The organism is Xenorhabdus koppenhoeferi (assembly GCF_900116635.1).
Classification (GTDB): Bacteria; Pseudomonadota; Gammaproteobacteria; order Enterobacterales; family Enterobacteriaceae; genus Xenorhabdus; species Xenorhabdus koppenhoeferi.
In genome coordinates, this window is record NZ_FPBJ01000009.1 from 73,779 (window position 1) to 92,089 (window position 18,311).

An 18,311-nucleotide genomic window follows, 5' to 3' on the forward strand; every position below is an offset into this window, starting at 1 on the left:
TGAAATCCAAAACTCCATTTACTTCAGAAATTTCCTTCAAGACTCATTTTCTTCAAGACTTAAACCAGTGTCATACCTGTTCCTCTATTTCTTTCCAACACAGCACGAGCCAATCCATTAATGCCGATATCTTGCTAGGAACATAGTGGCTTTTTATTCTTACCAAGTGGACAGGTAATTCTGGAAATTGCCAGTCAGGTAACAGTCTGACTAATTTTCCGCTGAGAATGTCTTCATTGAACAGCCAGGCAGGGCCTGCGTTAATTCCCGCTCCGAGGCAGACAGCTTGATAAATGGCTCCAGCATTATTCAGGTAAAAATTGCCGGATAACTCCACCTGTTCCGTCACATGATCGCGGTGAAATAGCAGGCGGGTAGGATGGGAATTTTGATAGAGAGAATAAATAATCGACTTATGATGGCTCAGGTCTTGTGGATGCGCCGGAGTACCGTGTTTTTGCAGGTATTCAGGGCTGGCGCATAATACTCCGACCATATCACCTAATTTTTTGGCAACCAAAGAAGAAGCGGGTAATTTTCCAATACGTATAGCAAGATCAATACCTTCATGCCGAAGATCCATACATTTATCTGAAAGCACTAAGTCAAATATAATATCGGGATGTTGATGCTGAAAAAGCGTCAGCCACTGCGTGACATAGCGCTCCCCCAAATTGACTGGCGCCGTTATTTTGATTTTACCAGCTAATGATTTATTACTGATATCACTCAATATGCCATCCATTTCATTCAATAAGGGGCGCATCTGCTCATATGCCATAGTTCCGGCCGTCGTTAGGCTGAGTTTTCGAGTTGAACGGTTAATCAATTGAACTTTTAGCTGATGTTCAAGGGCTGCCAAACGTCGACTGGCAACAGATGGGTCTAACCGCAAGTCTTTTGCTGCTTTTGTCAGGCTTCCTCTCTCGACAATACGAAAAAAGAGATGCCAGAGTGTCAGATCATAATTCATGCTATTTCCGCAATTTATATTTGAGTATCTAGCAATATTATTGCCGATATTACATAAGTAAAATCATACTATCTAGAGGCATTTCTTTAAAAGGTTGCCTGAGACATATTGCGGAGAACATGGCATGCAGATGGTGGAGAAGAAATCATGGAGTCGCTATTGGGTCTTAGCGGCTGTTTGCATGGCAGGGCTGATTTTACCTTTGGAATATACAGGCCCCGCCGTCGCTTTACCTGCGATCCAAGCTGAACTGGGAGGTAGCGGAATTGCGTTGTCCTGGGTCATTAATGCTTTTGCCTTAAGTTTTGGTAGTGCCGTGATGGCGGCCGGGGCGTTGGCTGATCAGTATGGGCGCAAGAAGATGTTTGTGATCGGCATAGCAGGCTTTACTCTATTCTCTGTCGTCGTCAGTATCGCTAACAATGTGGTCTTTCTTGATCTAGTGCGTGGTGTTCAAGGGTTTTTTGCAGCTTTAACTATGGCGGGAGGAAATGCTTCTCTGGCGCAAGAGTTTGAAGGAAGGGCAAGAACCAAGGCGTTTGGTTTGCTGGGAACGGCCTTCGGTGCCGGATTGGCATTCGGGCCTGTAATCTCAGGAGTTTTAGTCGAGACTCTGGGCTGGCGTTCTGTTTTTCTATTGGGGGCTGTATTTGGTGGAGTTGCACTGATAATCGGTGGTCTTTATATGCGGGACTCGCGTGATCCCGATGCAGCTAAACTTGATATTAAAGGGCTACTGAGTTTTACGGCATTTCTGGTATTGCTAACATTTGGCATTATGCAGATTCCACAGAGTGGCATAGGTAGTCTCCCTGTTATATTACTGCTCAGTACCGCAGTAATTATGTTGGCTATTTTCATTGTCTGTGAGCTAACCCATGCGCGCCCAATGTTGGATATCTCCCTTTTCCGGTTCAAAAAATTTGTTGGAGTGCAGTTTTTACCTTTGGCAACCGCAGTTTGCTTTATTGTATTACTGATATTGTTTCCGATTCGTCTGATTGGGATTGAGGGTTACAGCGCAATTGAGGCAGGTAAGATGATGATTGCTCTATCGGCCCCAATGCTTTTTGTTCCTTTTCTGGCGGCATTACTGACCCGTTGGATTTCATCACCGATACTTTCTTGCATGGGCTTATTATGCGCAGCGATTGGTCTGGCATGGTTAGCAAATATGCCCGTTGGAACCGAACCGACAATGTTAATGCTCCCATTGCTTCTCATTGGTGTTGGTACGGGTTTTCCTTGGGGATTAATGGATGATCTTTCAATCCGGGTCGTTCCGATTGAACGGGCGGGAATGGCGACGGGTATTTTCACTACCATGCGGGCTTGTGGTGAAGCGATATGTGTAGCGGGAGGATTGGCAATGTTGAATTTCCTTCTGCATATGGGGTTGGGACAGGCTTCCCAACAATCTTCAAGCGTAATTTCGACTGCGGCGAATAATCTGACAACAGGGAACTTTGAGAGTGCCAAAGGATTATTCAGTAGTTTATCAACACAGAAGCTAATGAGCATTTATAGTGGTTCTTTCAGTATCCTAATTTATACCCTGATGGGAATAACATTATTTGCAGCTGCTATTTGTTTTGTGACTTTGAGAAATGATCGAATAGCTGTACATTCTAATTAGTGTGGATGTAATAAAATTTTTATAAAAATAAAGTGTTTGATAAAAATTTGGCTGGGGGTGTTATTATGAATACAAATCCAACTCTATTAGTAAATAAACCATATTGTGCTCCAAAACTTATTCCGTTATCAGATGTGTTATCGTCTTATGAATTAAATACAAGTGCATTGAAGGTGATAGCTCAATGGTGTGTTGATTATTTATGTAATCCACATCCTGAATTAGGAAGATCTGGCGTTGTTTGTCCTTATTCTCCTACCTCTATGAAAAAAGAAACATTTTGGTTTACTGAAATAAAAACTAAAGGTAGAACAGAAGAAGAAATCAAGCAGGATATTATTAGTCTTTCTTATCTATTCCATGAGCAAGAACCTCGTACTGGTGAAGCGACTCAATTTAAGACTATTGTTAGCATATGGGATGATATTTATTCGGAAGAAGATATTGCTCGTCTGCATTATGAAATGAAACCCATATTTTTACATGAGGGATTAATGCTGGGAGAGTTTTTTAGTTCTTGTGAAAAAAGAGGATTACGGAATTCAAACTTTTATCCTTTACGTTCACCGGTACCATTATTAGTTGTCAGAGAAATGTTAGAATTTGATATAGCATTTCTTTCAGACTCAATAGAGTATATCAAAGAATATATCCATAAATATGGTGATCGTGGTTTGAATACTATAAAAAATATGTTGAATAACAATAAAAGAATCGGTCTTAATGATGAACAAATTGCAGTTCTGAAATCATACTTAATGCATCAATAGTATTTTAACAACAATAATTATTATTTGAGGGCAACAGTTATGTCGAGATCTGTGCCAGAGGATAGTGGCACAGGGGCTATGAGTGATAGACAATGGGCAGGTATGTTTTTAGGTGATGAATCTTATGCAGGTAGTAAGAGTTATTACCAGTTATCACAGGCCGTTGAAGAGATATTTGGTTTCCAATATACAATCCCTGTACATCAAGGCAGGGGAGCAGAACAAATATTATTTCCATTACTTGTGGAATTAGCAAAAGAAAAAGGGGCTTCCGAGCCTGTATTTTTATCCAATCACCATTTTGATACGACAAAAGCTCACATAGAGATGGCAGGAGCCAAGGCTAAGAATTTCATTTGTGCTTCTGCTTTAAAAACAGAAATTGTGGATGACTGGAAAGGTAATTTTGATTTAAATGAATTATCCAATGAAATTAAATGTAACCAGAAAAATATTGCTGCCATTATTATTACAATTACATGTAATAGTGTGGGTGGGCAACCAGTTTCTATGGAAAATATTCGCTCGGCTGCAAGAATAGCTCGTGATTCTGGAATTCCTGTTATTATTGATGCTGCAAGATTTGCAGAAAATGCCTATTTCATTAAGCAAAGAGATAGTGAGTTTTTTCACGAAACCATATCCAATATAGTTAAACTAATATTTAGTGAGGCAGATATATTTACTATGTCTGCAAAGAAAGATGGTATGGTGAATATTGGTGGATTATGTTGTTTTCGTAATAATGAATCTTTGTTTAGGCAAGCGCAGCTAAGGTGTGTCCCGATGGAAGGATTCGTAACATACGGAGGGTTAGCGGGACGGGATATGGCAGCAATGGCTATTGGGTTGCAAGAAGCATTGAATGAAGATCATTTACGCAGCCGAATAGCTCAGGTTGAATATCTGGGTCATAAATTACAACAAGCGGGTGTTCCTATCCAAACCCCTGAAGGAACCCTAGTCTTATTTTTTGTTTTTTTCACTTTATTTGTGAGGATAAAAGTGCTGGCGGGTGATGTTGGCACTTTTCCTATATTATTGTGCTTGGAATTACATTGGGGCATTTTGAATTGTAATAAATCGGATTTAAACTATCACCTCCTTCGATTAAACTAACTGACTTGTTATTAGCTATCACGATAGCACAGAAATTTGATATCGCTTTTCAGGTAGATCCACAGGAATATATTTCAGTGCTTTGAAAAATAAAATTTTTGTTAGCACTGGGAAGATAATGTTCTCCATGAACTTCACTGAGAATCTGCGTCTGTAGAATAATGACAGTCTAATTAATCGGTTCTCACTCTTTATCATATTCAACATAAATATTGTTGTTATACCCATTCTAAATAAGGGCAATTATCTTTGTATATTAATCAATAGTGCTGATTAAAAGGCCTCTTTTCTTGGCCTTTAAAAATCGTAACTGGCGACAGGAGTAAGGAAAAGATGATAAGAACCGGAGAAAAATATTTGGATGATCTGCGTGACGGACGAACCATTTTTATTAATGGAGAGAAAATCACAAATCATGTGGATCATCCTGCGTTTAAGAACGCTATCAGGTCGGTTGCAAGTTTATATGATTATAAAATTTCCCATGCCGATAGTATGACTTTTGAGACAGAAACAGGTAATCAACTTAGTCTGTACTGGCAATTGCCGTCTGCACCGGAAAAGTTAATTGCCCGTGGTCATGCCGCCTATGAATGGGCTAAACAGACAATGGGATGGCTGGGAAGAAGCCCCGATTATGTCGCTTCGGCACTGACAGGAATGATAACGCATATTGAGCTGTTTGAATCTTACTCCCAAGAACGTGCTGATGCTTTGCGAAATTATTTTTCCTATGTGAGTGAAAACGATCTTTATTTAGCTTATGCACTGATTAATCCACAAGGCGATCGTTCAAAAACACCTGGTGAGCACACGAAGAATATTTATCACACGCTTGGTGTGGTGGAAAAGAGTGCCAGGGGCATGATTGTCAGAGGCACCAAAATGCTGGCAACAGGGGCTGTTCTGGCAGATGAAGTTTTGGTTGGTTCACATAGGCCACTTAAGCAGGGTATTGATGAACGATATGCGCTCTCATTTGCTCTGCCGCTCAATACGAAAGGTATCAAAATCATTTCAAGGAAATCTTACGAATTCGGGGTAAATCCCAAGGATTATCCGATATCGTCTCAATTCGATGAAACTGATTCCATGATCTATTTTGATGATGTGCTGGTGCCTTGGGAAAGAGTCTTTGTTTTCGAAGACATTGAGATGGTTGTCAACCAGCTGGATTTAACGGCGTCAGAAGCGATGATGGATATCCAAAGCCTGGCCCGTTATGCGGTGAAATTACATTTTCTGGCGGGCTTGGCTCAATCCATGGTTGAGGTAAACGGCGTTGCACAGCTCCCCGCAGTTAAAGAATCCCTTGCACAGTTGGCCTGTTATGCAATGAATGTTGAGGCGCTGTTCAATAGTGTACTCCATTGCCCAACAGTGCATAACGGGTTCTATTTGCCGGATAAAATGCAGCTTGATGCGTATCGTGTTATCTCGCAATCAATATATCCAAAGGTACTGGAAACGATAAGGAAATTGGCTGGTGGAGGTGTTTTGATGCTGCCATCAAGCGAAGCAGATTTAGAAAATAATGAGATTTTAGGCATCATTGAGAAAGCTCAGTATTCTTCAGTTGTTTCCCCAATTGAAAGGGTCAGGATGATGAAATTGGTATGGGATGTAATAGGATCTGAGTTTGCTTCAAGGCATCATCAATATGAACTGTTTTATGCAGGTGCTGAGTATCAGACACTGGGACGTCTTTACAATCAATATGACTGGGGGGCATCTAAAGAGTTGGTTGAAAAGATTAAAACGTTCTAAGCGGGTTTTTATCTCACTATCATTGCAGTTGTCCCGGTAGCGGAAGAGTGCCAGTATGCTGACGTTGGCACTTTTTACCCGCACGTCTTACCCAAAAGAATCCACCCCAAATAATCCAAAATAAATTGTCGATAAAGCCCTTGCTATCCTTCCGCAACAAGTCGATAATGCCGCCTCATTTTTGAAGAGGCAGAGGAAAATTTCTCCACTGCTTCCTGAAGTGGATGTATATTTTTTATTTTCCTGCTGATTTCTGATTTTTTCTAAAAGAATTCAATTCTTGTTTTTTATCCACAGTATTGAAGATTATTGCCGTATTGGGTTACCTGATGATGCTTAATTTGTTACACAGAGTTATCCACAGGGCGTCTCTCTATATTTGAATTTTTAGCTTTATTATTCTAAGCAATAGTCTTTTCTTAACTTCTTGATTATTTAAAATAATTAACCTGATTTAAAAACATATTGATTAATATTTATTCACATTTTATCTGTTGAGCAGAAAAGCATTTTTATTTTATTCACAAGGAAATAGATGCTTTTTTTAATAAGATATTAAGATGATTAATTATTAAGCATCCCGAGGCAGGCCTTTGGTAATTGCCCGTATCAGACGTTTTTGTTGTGAAGTTTGAACTTCAATTACATTAGCATTGCGGCGAGCCATTTGTTGGTCGATAGCCCAATGGATATGTTCATCCAAAACATCACTCAAGCCGGTTCTTTTTCCCAATGCTAACACAATGTCATCTTGATAAGGTGAGTTACCCAAAGCAACGGAAATATTGCGTAACCAGCGTAAATAACCAATCCGGCGGATTGCCGAACCTTCCGTAATACGCAGGAACTTTTCTTCACTCCAATTAAACAGATCGAGTAATTCAGGAGCATGCAAGGCTGCGCGAGGGCTAAAGTCAGCTTCATCAGTTAGTTGTGAAAAACGGTTCCAGGGACAAATCAGCTGGCAATCATCACAGCCATAAATCCGGTTTCCCATTAGTGGACGGAATTCTTCCGGTATCACACCTTCTAGTTCAATGGTCAGGTAAGAGATGCAGCGTCGGGCATCAATGGTGTAAGGCTCAACAATAGCGCCCGTCGGGCAGGTTGTCATGCAGGCTACACAACGCCCACACTGTTCCTCTTGGGGAACATCGACAGGCAGGGGAAGGTCAATCAGCAATTCGCCGAGAAAAAACCAGGAACCGGATTCTCGATTTAATATAAGTGAGTGTTTACCAACCCATCCTAGCCCGGCTTTAGCCGCCAGTGGTCGCTCCATAATCGGTGCAGAATCGACAAAGGGGCGAAAATTCAGAGTCCCCTGATATTCATGAGCGCTACAATAGCTTTGAATCTGATCACCCAGTTTTTTTAGGCGTTGGCGCAACAGTTTATGATAATCTCTGCCCAGCGAATATCGGCTAACATAACCCATTTGTGGATTATTAAGTGTGCTGGCAAAAGCCGCTTTGGCGGGCAGGTAATTCATGCGTACGCTGATAACCCGTAAAGTCCCGGGCAATAATTCATGAGGGCGGGCGCGCATCATGCCGTGACGGGCCATCCAGTCCATTTCGCCGTGGTATTGTTTATCAAGCCATTCCTGTAGTTTTGGTTCTTCTGTCGATAAATCAGTGTCACAGATACCGACTTGCTGGAAACCAAGGGAGAGTCCCCATTGTTTGATATTTACTGCCAGAAGATTCAGATCGAGAGGGACTGCCATGGAATACAATTTACTGCCGCCAAGAAGAAATATAGCTTAACACAGTGTGGATTGAATACAAAAATGCGGCGTGTAGTGTTATAGAAAGGCAGAAGGTGTTAAATACCCGTATCCGGGTTATGTTATGGTGATTAGCTGGATATTTAACTGATAAGCCTATTATTTTGACTCTTACTCAATAAATAAAATAGATATTTTTCGATGAAAGAACTCGTTTTATCACTTCCAAATGAAAATGCTACGGTTGCATTGGGCAATGCAGTGGCAGTAATCAGCAATCGCGGCTATGTTATTTATTTATATGGCGATCTTGGTGCCGGAAAAACTACATTCAGTCGTGGTTTCCTACAGGCTCTTGGTCATCAAGGACATGTAAAAAGCCCGACATATACGTTGGTCGAGCCTTACGCCTTGCAACCACGGCCTGTTTATCATTTTGACCTTTACCGTCTGGCTGACCCCGAAGAATTAGAGTTTATGGGGATTCGTGACTATTTTCATCAGGATTCTATTTGCTTGGTGGAATGGCCTCAACAAGGTACGGGTGTTTTACCTGATGCTGATATTGAATTGTACTTAAGTTATGACAGTGAAGGGCGACAGGCGCGTTTTGTCGCATTATCTGATTATGGTGAAAGTTTGTTGGATAATTTGAAGTCCTGTTGAAGGAATACCCGACCATGCTGAATGCCTTTTTCATGAATGCCCTTTTTGTGAATATAAGCGTGAATATAAGCAAAAAATGGCGTGCCCATTGGGTGATGGTTTGTGCCTTGTTTGCCATGTTGAACCAATTAGTCATGACGACAGCCGCAGCAGCAACGTTATCTGATATTCATGTGGCTAATAGCCCATCTGAAGCGACAGTAACGTTGAAATTCTCTGGTGGGAACCCTGACTATCGATTTTTTCCCCTGTATTCTCCTGAGCGGTTGGTAGTGGATATTCGTCAAACTAGTAAAATTACTGGATTGCCGATGCGTTTGTCCGGTCAGAATTTGGTAAAACTGGTACGTTCCAGCCAGCCCCCTGATGCCCATCATCAGAGATTGGTGCTGGAGCTGGCGGATAAATCTGCGTCTACCTCAGTGGTGAAAAACATGTCTGGTCAATATCAGGTGGTGATTACCCTGAAATCTAATGGCGCACAGGTCGCCAAAACTAAGCAAGGAAAAGGTAAACGCCCAATTGTTATTGCCATTGATGCCGGACATGGAGGGCAAGATCCCGGTGCGATTGGGCAAAAAGGGTTGAAGGAAAAAAATGTAACTATTAGTGTTGCACGTAAACTGGAGACTTTTTTACGCAATGATCCTATGTTTAAGCCTGTATTGACCCGGAATGGTGATTATTTTATTTCAGTAGCCGGACGTTCCGAAGTTGCGCGTAAGCATAAGGCCAATATGCTGGTATCGATTCATGCTGATGCTGCTCCTAATCACAGCGCGAAAGGTGCTTCTGTGTGGGTGCTATCTAATCGTCGTGCAAACAGTGAATTGGGACGTTGGCTGGAGAAACATGAAAAACAATCGGAATTGCTGGGTGGTGCGGGAAATGCCCTTGCCAATGGGACAGATCCTTTTCTGAGTCAGGCGGTGCTGGATTTGCAATTCGGTCATTCCCAGCGGGTCGGTTATGATGTTGCTGTACAGGTATTAACTCAGCTAACCAGAATGGGTTCTCTGCATAAACGAATGCCTGAACATGCAAGCCTTGGTGTTTTGCGCTCACCGGATATTCCGTCTATTTTAGTGGAAACAGGCTTTATCAGTAATCTGTCTGAAGAAAAATTGTTGGGTTCCAATCAGTATCAGGAAAAATTGGCACAAGCGATTCATTTGGGATTGCATCACTATTTTCTGGCCAATCCGTTACAGACAGCGCCGAAGTAACTCATATATGCCTGTCTAAGCAGGCAATAAATTGTAAATGAAGGTCGAATATGGCTATCAAGATATTACTCCCACAATTGGCAAACCAGATTGCTGCTGGTGAAGTGGTTGAACGCCCTGCATCTGTAGTGAAAGAATTGGTGGAAAATAGCCTTGATGCTGGTGCTACCCGCATTGATATTGATATTGAACGCGGTGGTGCAAAGTCGATCCGAATCCGCGATAACGGTTGTGGTATTAGTCAGCAGGATCTCACATTGGCACTGGCACGCCATGCCACCAGTAAGATTGCTTCATTGGATGATTTGGAAGCAATTGTCAGTATGGGATTTCGAGGAGAGGCGCTAGCCAGTATCAGTTCTGTCTCACGGCTGACGTTAACTTCCCGTCCTGAAAGCCAGACAGAAGCATGGCAATCTTATGCGGAAGGCCGGGATATGGAAGTCACGGTTAAACCAGCTGCCCATCCTGTGGGAACAACGGTTGAGGTGTTGGATCTGTTTTATAACACGCCCGCCCGTCGGAAATTCCTCAGAACGGAAAAAACGGAGTTCGGCCATATTGATGAAGTGGTGCGTCGAATTGCACTGGCGCGGTTGGATATCGCCATCAACCTAAATCACAACGGAAAGTTAGTGCGTCAGTATCGTCCAGCGAAAGAAGAATCCCAGCATGAACGGCGCTTGGCTGCGATTTGTGGTATGGCGTTTGTACAGCAGGCTTTGGCGTTGTCATGGCAACATGATTCTTTGTCTATTAAGGGCTGGGTTGTTGATCCCATGAGTGTTGCAACGGGGAGTGATATCCAATATTGCTATGTCAATGGGCGCATGATGCGGGATCGGTTGATTAACCATGCGATTCGTCAAGCTTATCAAGACTTGATTCAGGGCGAGCAACAGCCCGCTTATGTTCTGTATCTTGAGATAGACCCGTATCAGGTCGATGTGAATGTGCATCCTGCGAAACATGAAGTACGTTTCCATCAGGCCCGTTTGGTGCACGATTTTATTTATCAAGGTGTGGCTGCGGTATTGAAGCAGCGAAGCAAGGGAGATGAATTAGCTCTTGGTTGTCAGGAAGTGGCTGAAAACTGGGTGCCGGAGAATCGTCTTTCTGCCGGAGAAAACCATTTTCTCAGGAAGAGTATTGCGCCAGCAGATTCGGTCTCTTCCCCACCTCATGCTAATGACAATATCAGGCCGCGGGGATCAGAAAAACAGCCGTCATCTGGTCGTGAGGCACAGCAATTGCTTCATGGGGAAACCTATCAGAAAAAACAGGGAAAGCTGTACCAGAAATTGATTCAGTGTGCACCGGAAGAAAGGCATCCTTTGTTTCCCGAAAGAGGAGCTGCATCGGGTAAAACGATCCCTGTTGCATCAGAAAAAGGTGCCAGTTTGTGTCACTATAGCTTTGGAAAAGTACTGAGTATCTATGCCGGCTGCTATGCTTTTCTTGAATCTCCGTTAGGAATTGGGTTGCTCTCTCTGTCGGTTGCAGAACGTTGGTTGAAGCAGGCTCAATTGACACCGGGGGAACAAGGGCTTAAATCGCAGCCATTGCTGATTCCGTTGAAGCTTGCTCTCAATCAGGCAGAAATGAGCGTCTTGAAGCAGAATAGTGAGCTATTAAAGACTTTTGGCGTTGAATCTACAGTCGCGCATGGAAAAGTAACCATTCATGCGGTATCGTTGCCTTTGCGTCAACAGAACCTGCCGAAACTTCTGCCGGAACTGTTGGGCTATCTTGGTGAACAGCCAGCAGCTTCTGCCGGGCAGGTTGCAAGTTGGCTCTCCCGTCATGTGGGTAGCGAACATGAAACGTGGAACATCGCACAAGCTGTCCAGCTTTTGGCTGATGTCGAGCGTCTTTGTCCTCAGCTGGTGGGATCGCCGCCAGCAGGATTATTACAGTTAATTGACTTACAAGCAGTGGTGGCACTTCTTAATCATGAGTGATTTAAAAACTCAACATTTTCCGACAGCCATTTTCGTTATGGGACCAACGGCTTCAGGAAAAACAGCGTTATCGATCGCTTTGCGTCAATATCTTCCGGTTGAATTAGTCAGTGTCGATTCTGCGTTGATTTATCGTGGCATGGATATTGGGACAGCCAAACCTTCCGCAGAAGAACAAGCACTGGCTCCTCATCATTTGATTGATATTCTCGATCCTGCTGAGACTTATTCCGCTGCCGATTTTCGCCGTGATGCCTTGAAAGAAATGACAGCTATTACGGCGGCGGGGAGAATTCCACTTCTGGTGGGCGGAACTATGCTATATTTCAAAGCATTACTGGAAGGATTATCTCCATTACCTTCTGCAAATCCTGAAATCAGAGCGCAGATAGAGCAGCAGGCCGAGGAACTGGGATGGGAGGCTTTGCATCAGCAATTACGGGAGATTGATCCGGTTGCAGCAGCAAGGATTCATCTCAATGATCCACAACGTCTTACTCGTGCACTGGAAGTTTTTCGAATTTCGGGTAAAACTCTAACTGAATTGACTGAAACGTCTGGAGAAATGTTACCTTATCGCGTTCATCAATTTGCGATCGCACCTGCAAGCCGTGAAATTTTGCATCAGCGTATTGCCGCCCGTTTTGAACAAATGATCAAATCAGGGTTTGAAGATGAAGTGAAAGCCCTTTATGCTCGTAGCGATTTGCATACAGATTTACCCTCCATTCGTTGTGTTGGTTATCGTCAGATGTGGTCTTACCTAGCAGGCGAAATATCTCATAATGAGATGGTTTATCGTGGTATCTGTGCGACACGCCAACTGGCGAAACGTCAGATCACGTGGCTCAGGGGTTGGGATAATGTGACGTGGTTGAATAGTGAGCAACCTAAACAAGCACTAAACACCGTCATACAGGTTATTAGTACATAAATTCATTGATTGTGTACAATTGATCAGTACAAGCGTCATTTTTGAGTAGTTACTTTTTCGAACCAATAGGTTCTTAGTTAAAAACAACAAATAAGGAAAATATAGAATGGCTAAGGGGCAATCTTTGCAAGATCCATTCCTGAATGCTTTGCGGCGTGAAAGGGTCCCGGTTTCTATTTATCTGGTCAACGGCATCAAATTACAGGGTCAGATTGAATCTTTTGATCAATTTGTTATTTTACTGAAAAACACGGTCAGTCAGATGGTTTATAAGCATGCCATCTCTACTGTTGTGCCTTCCCGTCCAGTCTCTCACCACAGTAGCAACCAGGGTGCGACAGGTGGCGTTGGAAATTATCATGCTGGCACTAATCCAGCAGTACAACAGGAAAGTGATGTCACTGAGTAAATCAGTGGCTGCAACTGACGTAAATAAAAACATAGGTAGGGAGACTTTACCTATGTTTTTTCCTATGGATTTTTACTCAGTCTGAGGGGTTGCACCGTTGTTTGATCGTTATGAAGGCGGAGAATTAGCTGTTCTGGTGCATGTTTTTTTCTCACAGGAAAAGGATACGGAAAATCTCAATGAATTCGAATCATTGGTGACTTCCGCAGGTGTTTCTCCTGTGCAGATTGTAACGGGAAGCCGGAAGGCGCCTCATCCGAAATATTTTGTCGGTGAGGGCAAGGCAGAGGAAATTGCCGATGCTGTCAAAAGCAGTGGCGCAGATGTGGTGCTATTTAACCATACCCTCAGCCCTGCTCAAGAACGCAATCTTGAACGCTTGTGCCAATGTCGTGTTGTTGATCGCACTGGGGTGATCTTGGATATTTTTGCTCAGCGGGCAAGAACACACGAAGGCAAACTGCAAGTCGAACTGGCGCAGTTACGTCACCTGTCTACCCGCTTGATACGGGGCTGGACTCACCTTGAACGCCAAAAAGGTGGAATTGGTCTGCGTGGTCCCGGAGAAACCCAGCTGGAAAGTGATCGTCGTATGTTGCGTGATAAAATCAAACAGATTTTAGGGCACCTCAGCAAAGTTGAAAAACAGCGTGAACAGGGGCGTCAGGCACGTAATAAAGCCGATATTCCAACTGTTTCCCTTGTCGGCTATACCAACGCGGGAAAATCAAGTTTATTCAATAAAATAACGTCAGCCGAAGTTTATGCTGCTGATCAGCTTTTTGCCACCCTCGATCCGACGCTGCGTCGTATAGATGTCAATGATGTTGGCACCGTTGTCTTGGCGGATACGGTAGGCTTTATCCGTCATTTACCCCATGATTTGGTGGCAGCTTTCAAGGCCACCTTGCAAGAAACTCGACAGGCAAAATTGTTGCTGCATGTTGTTGATGCGGCTGATAATCGTCTGGATGAAAACATTATCGCTGTTGACAGTGTCCTGGAAGAGATAGAATCGAATGAGATTCCTTCTCTGCTGGTGATGAATAAAATCGATATGTTGGAAGATTTTGTTCCTCGCATTGACCGTGATGAGAAAAATCAGCCTGTCAGAGTCTGGTTATCTGCACAGACAGGCGAGGGTATACCATTATTACTGCAAGCATTGACTGAACGCCTTTCAGGTGAAATCGCACACTATGAATTGCATCTTCCACCAGAAGCGGGCCGCTTGCGTAGCCGTTTCTACCAGCTTCAATCTATTGAACGTGAATGGATGGAAGAAGACGGTCAAGTAGGTATAGAAGTCAGGATGCCGATGGTAGATTGGTACCGACTGTGCAAACAAGAGCCAAATTTAACTGACTATATTGTCTGATTGATTGGCTCAGAGCAACAAACAAGGTATTATTTTATCTGCTATTTCAAGGTGCTTATAGTCATGGAGTAGCGGTGATGGAATGGCGGTGGTGAAATGATTGTGCCAGAATTGCAGTAATAGGATCAGCACTGCCAAAAGTATCACCCAATAATATTGGTTGCTTACAAAAACGATGAAGTTTGTCGTTTCTGCCCATTGAGGCCGCTGTCAGACCTGTCCGGGATAGGCAACGGCCTGGGAAGTGGGAAGCCTCACCCGTTTGGGTGGAGAGCAGTCACCTCTGAAAAACCAGTGAAAAACTAAAAAGTGGAGCTAAAACATGGCGTGGAATCAGCCCGGTAATAACGGACAGGACCGCGACCCGTGGGGAAGCAGCAATAATAATGGCGGCAACTCCGGCGGCAACAATAGCAACAATAAAGGTAGTCGCAATCGTGGGGCAACTGATCTCGACGATCTGTTCCGTAAACTGAGCGAAAAACTCGGTGGTTTCGGTAGAAACAAAGGTGGAAATGGTTCTGAACAGACCCCTAAATTTGGTGGGCGTCTGATTGGCCTTGCCGTTGCTGCTGCAGTTGTTGTCTGGGTTGTAAGTGGTTTCTATACGATTAAAGAAACAGAGCGTGGTGTGGTTACTCGGTTGGGTAAATTTGCCCATATTGTTCAGCCTGGCTTGAACTGGAAAATGACGTTTATCGATCGGGTTCGTGCCGTTAACGTTGAATCTGTTCGTGAACTGGCGACAACCGGTATCATGCTGACATCAGATGAAAACGTTGTGCGTGCTGAAATGAACGTTCAGTACCGTGTAACTGACCCTGCGGCCTATCTTTTCAATGTCACCAATCCTGACAATAGTCTGCGTCAAGCAACAGACAGCGCAGTGCGTGGGGTAGTTGGCAAATACACAATGGAAAAAATTCTGACGGCAGATCGTACCATTGTACGTAATGACACTCAGAAAGTACTGGAAGAAACTATTCGCCCGTACAAGATGGGTATCACACTGCTGGACGTTAACTTCCAGACAGCGCGTCCACCGGAAGAGGTGAAAGCTGCATTCGACGATGTTATCGCCGCCCGTGAAGAAGAGCAAAAAACGATTCGTGAAGCAGAAGCCTACAAAAACTCTGTTCTGCCAATCGCTAAGGGTAATGCTCAACGCATTATTGAAGAAGCTAAAGCCTATAAGGTGAGTGCGATATTGAATGCTCAGGGTGAAGTGGCAAGTTTCGCCAAAATCCTGCCTGAGTACAAAGCCGCACCAGAAATTACTCGTGAGCGCCTTTACATTGAAACAATGGAGCGTGTTCTGAGCCATACCCGCAAAATTATTGCGAACGAAAAGAGCAATAACATGTTGGTATTGCCATTGGAGCAAATCCTGGGTCATCAGGCTGGAGCGCCAAAATTTCAGTCAGGAAGCAAGGTAACTTCGGAGCAGGGCCATACGACGCACTCAACATCGACACAAAGGCACTCAAGTTATAATGGCAATTCTGGTTATGACAGCTCTGGCTACGGAAATTCAAACAACCTGCGTGGTGATACGCAAAGACAAGGAAGACCATAATCATGCGTAAGTCATTCGTCTTTGTTATTGCTGTCGTATTGGTCGTGTTGTATTCGTCGATATTTATCGTGTATGAAGGTCAGCGTGGCATTATGCTGCGTTTTGGTAAAGTGATGCGTGACTCTGAAAATAAACCTTTGGTTTATCAGCCCGGCCCGCATTTCAAAATGCCATTTATTGAAACAGTTAAAACACTTGATGCCCGAATCCAGACTATGGATATCAAAGCTGACCGTTTTCTGACAAGTGAAAATAAGGACCTGATTGTTGACTCTTATCTGAAGTGGCGCATTGAAGATTTCAGTAGCTATTATCTGGCAACAGGTAATGGAGAAATTTCTCAGGCTGAACTGTTGTTGAAACGCAAATTCAGTGACCGTCTGCGTTCTGAAATTGGTCGTCTGGATGTGCGCGGGATCGTAACCGATTCTCGTGGTCGTTTGACGACAGATGTCCGTAATGCGTTGAACTTGGGAACAGATGAAAGTGACTCAAGCGCAGATAGCGATATTGCTTCAGCTGCGGCACGTGTAGAGAAAGAAACGAAAGGTAAACAACCCGTCCTGAATCCGAACAGTATGGCGGCTCTGGGGATTGAAGTTGTGGATGTTCGTATTAAGCAAATAAATTTGCCAGATGAAGTCTCCGGTGCAATTTATCAGCGTATGCGTGCGGAACGTGAAGCTGTGGCTCGTCGTCATCGTTCACAAGGTCTGGAAGAAGCGGAGAAAGTCCGTGCAACTGCTGATAAACAAGCGACTGAAATCAAAGCTGAAGCAAACAGCCAGGCATTGGTTTTACGTGGTGAAGGTGATGCACAAGCGACCAAACTGTTTGCTGACGCATTCAGTGAAGATCCTGAATTCTATGCATTCATCCGTAGCCTGCGTGCTTACGAAAAGAGCTTCAATAATGACGGTAACATTATGGTACTCAGCCCAGATAACGATTTCTTCCGTTATATGAAAGAGCCATCTAAGCAGAAATCCAAGCAAGCAACTGAGTGATCCTGATAGATAAACGATCTTAAAAGTCACTTAATCGACAAAATACGGCTTGCATGCCTGATCGTATTTAAAGCCACTGTAAAAAATCTACAGTGGCTTTTTTTGTAGTGGTGCGCCAAGCGCGTAGCACCTTGATTGACGCTGTACAATCAGACAAACGTATAGACAAAGGGTTATATTGTTACCGACATTTAGAACTTCGACGAAAATTGAGCCATATTAACCCCGAAACAACCAGAAGGAGTATGATTGCAATTCCCATAACAGAGAAAATAGCTTTGTCGAAGGCTGACTTGGCTAAATTTACAAGTACTAACCCTGCACTATGTTCCATGCCTGTTGCTACATCTAAGGCACCATCAATACTATCTTGAGCAATGCTTTCACCTGCAAAATAAAAAGGAAATTTAATTATATAGGTATATGTTATGGACATTATACTGCCCATTATAGCAATTCCTAAGCTACCACCAAGTTCATAAGAAACTTCTTCAATAGAGGCTGCCATACCAGCTCGATTAGGGGGAGTTGCTTGCATAATAGTATTGGAAGCCGCTGTTATTGTTGCTCCAACACATATTCCCAATACAAATAAACACAATATCTGAGTATATAGATGCCCATAAAAACTGAACATAAGCGCGCTGATTGCGCACGCATACATTAATAAGGATGTAATAAGGAATTTAGCACTGTTTGTACGTGGAAGAATCCAGCCACTCAATGGGCTTGCTATAATTGCACCTAAAGATAGAGGAAGAAAGTAATATCCTGATTGCAAAGGGGTAAATGATAATACAAGCTGTAATCTCTGGCTTAAAACTAGGTTAATTCCCATTAAGCAAGCAGATGCAATCAAGCTGGCTATAACCGCAGATGAAAATAATGGGCTTTTAAAAAGCTTAAAATCAACTAGAGGATGTGGGCTTCGTTGCTGTCGGCGGATGAATAATACGAGAAAAGTAACAGATATAAGAAAACTAATGAACATAGATATATATGATGGATCTAATTTTGTTAATTCTTTAATGGAGTAAGAAAAACTGATTAATGCCGTCATTATTGTTAGATGGCGTCGTCATGAAATACTCAACCAAAGAGCAAGGCAGCGGATTTGGACTGCGGCAAGAAACGATGCACTGTTTTTGGCGTAACGGGTC

The 18,311-nt window shown here is 43.2% G+C and carries 15 protein-coding genes and 2 pseudogenes; 12 read left to right on the forward strand and 5 right to left on the reverse strand.

Translation table 11 applies throughout. The features are described from left to right. Positions 1–70: 70 nt before the first annotated feature. A complete protein-coding gene (locus BM329_RS04815) occupies positions 71–973 on the reverse strand; it encodes a LysR family transcriptional regulator (RefSeq protein WP_092549687.1) in 903 nt (300 codons plus the stop codon). Between the two features lie 124 nt (positions 974–1,097). Between BM329_RS04815 and BM329_RS04820 the strand changes: the two genes are divergently transcribed. The 4 genes and pseudogenes from BM329_RS04820 to BM329_RS04835 all read left to right on the forward strand — a co-directional run bounded on the left by BM329_RS04820 (position 1,098) and on the right by BM329_RS04835 (position 6,265). Next, entirely contained in the window at positions 1,098–2,609 is a 1,512-nt protein-coding gene (locus tag BM329_RS04820) for an MFS transporter (RefSeq protein WP_092549690.1), read from the forward strand. A 65-nt stretch (positions 2,610–2,674) separates the two neighbouring features. After that, the gene (locus tag BM329_RS04825; RefSeq protein WP_092549739.1) at positions 2,675–3,379 is read left to right on the forward strand and encodes a DUF6875 domain-containing protein; all 705 of its coding nucleotides are present in this window, start codon (positions 2,675–2,677) and stop codon (positions 3,377–3,379) included. Between the two features lie 21 nt (positions 3,380–3,400). Further along, a pseudogene (locus BM329_RS04830) lies at positions 3,401–4,498 on the forward strand (tryptophanase); the annotation flags it as partial. A gap of 333 nt (positions 4,499–4,831) precedes the next feature. Beyond that, the gene (locus BM329_RS04835) at positions 4,832–6,265 is read left to right on the forward strand and encodes a 4-hydroxyphenylacetate 3-hydroxylase family protein (protein ID WP_092549696.1); all 1,434 of its coding nucleotides are present in this window, start codon (positions 4,832–4,834) and stop codon (positions 6,263–6,265) included. Positions 6,266–6,836: 571 nt separating this feature from the next. Here BM329_RS04835 and queG read toward each other — a convergent pair. After that, positions 6,837–7,994, reverse strand: coding sequence for a tRNA epoxyqueuosine(34) reductase QueG (gene queG / locus BM329_RS04840; protein WP_092549699.1), 1,158 nt, complete (start codon positions 7,992–7,994; stop codon positions 6,837–6,839). 201 nt (positions 7,995–8,195) lie between these two features. On the opposite strand from queG, the gene tsaE reads away from it, so the two are divergent. The 6 genes from tsaE (at position 8,196) to hflX (ending at position 14,568) form a co-directional block, all read left to right on the forward strand. Beyond that, positions 8,196–8,660: a tRNA (adenosine(37)-N6)-threonylcarbamoyltransferase complex ATPase subunit type 1 TsaE gene (tsaE, locus tag BM329_RS04845; protein ID WP_092549702.1), complete on the forward strand. Its 465-nt coding sequence runs from the start codon at positions 8,196–8,198 to the stop codon at positions 8,658–8,660. A gap of 32 nt (positions 8,661–8,692) precedes the next feature. Continuing rightward, entirely contained in the window at positions 8,693–9,886 is a 1,194-nt protein-coding gene (locus tag BM329_RS04850; RefSeq protein ID WP_425445211.1) for an N-acetylmuramoyl-L-alanine amidase, read from the forward strand. A 50-nt stretch (positions 9,887–9,936) separates the two neighbouring features. Beyond that, positions 9,937–11,847 (forward strand): DNA mismatch repair endonuclease MutL, encoded by a 1,911-nt coding sequence (gene mutL, locus BM329_RS04855; RefSeq protein WP_092549708.1) that lies wholly within the window; start codon positions 9,937–9,939, stop codon positions 11,845–11,847. Then, a complete protein-coding gene (gene miaA, locus BM329_RS04860) occupies positions 11,840–12,781 on the forward strand; it encodes a tRNA (adenosine(37)-N6)-dimethylallyltransferase MiaA (protein ID WP_092549711.1) in 942 nt (313 codons plus the stop codon). Before mutL ends, miaA begins: the two co-directional genes overlap by 8 nt. 106 nt (positions 12,782–12,887) lie before the next feature. Beyond that, a complete protein-coding gene (gene hfq / locus BM329_RS04865; RefSeq protein WP_092549715.1) occupies positions 12,888–13,190 on the forward strand; it encodes an RNA chaperone Hfq in 303 nt (100 codons plus the stop codon). A gap of 97 nt (positions 13,191–13,287) precedes the next feature. Further along, positions 13,288–14,568, forward strand: coding sequence for a ribosome rescue GTPase HflX (hflX, locus tag BM329_RS04870; RefSeq protein WP_092549718.1), 1,281 nt, complete (start codon positions 13,288–13,290; stop codon positions 14,566–14,568). A 61-nt stretch (positions 14,569–14,629) separates the two neighbouring features. Here the strand turns inward: hflX and BM329_RS14660 are convergent, their stop codons facing one another. Beyond that, positions 14,630–14,767 (reverse strand): hypothetical protein, encoded by a 138-nt coding sequence (locus BM329_RS14660; protein WP_177216183.1) that lies wholly within the window; start codon positions 14,765–14,767, stop codon positions 14,630–14,632. A gap of 123 nt (positions 14,768–14,890) precedes the next feature. Here BM329_RS14660 and hflK point away from each other — a divergent pair, with 123 nt between their 5' ends. Both hflK and hflC read left to right on the forward strand, forming a co-directional pair. Beyond that, positions 14,891–16,144: an FtsH protease activity modulator HflK gene (hflK, locus tag BM329_RS04875; protein ID WP_092549721.1), complete on the forward strand. Its 1,254-nt coding sequence runs from the start codon at positions 14,891–14,893 to the stop codon at positions 16,142–16,144. Between the two features lie 2 nt (positions 16,145–16,146). Then, positions 16,147–17,151: a protease modulator HflC gene (gene hflC / locus BM329_RS04880; RefSeq protein ID WP_092549724.1), complete on the forward strand. Its 1,005-nt coding sequence runs from the start codon at positions 16,147–16,149 to the stop codon at positions 17,149–17,151. Positions 17,152–17,332: 181 nt separating this feature from the next. Here the strand turns inward: hflC and BM329_RS04885 are convergent, their stop codons facing one another. Next, the gene (locus BM329_RS04885; RefSeq protein ID WP_245759009.1) at positions 17,333–18,211 is read right to left on the reverse strand and encodes an MFS transporter; all 879 of its coding nucleotides are present in this window, start codon (positions 18,209–18,211) and stop codon (positions 17,333–17,335) included. 18 nt (positions 18,212–18,229) lie between these two features. Next, positions 18,230–18,311 (reverse strand): annotated as a pseudogene (locus BM329_RS14370) (IS5/IS1182 family transposase); the annotation flags it as partial.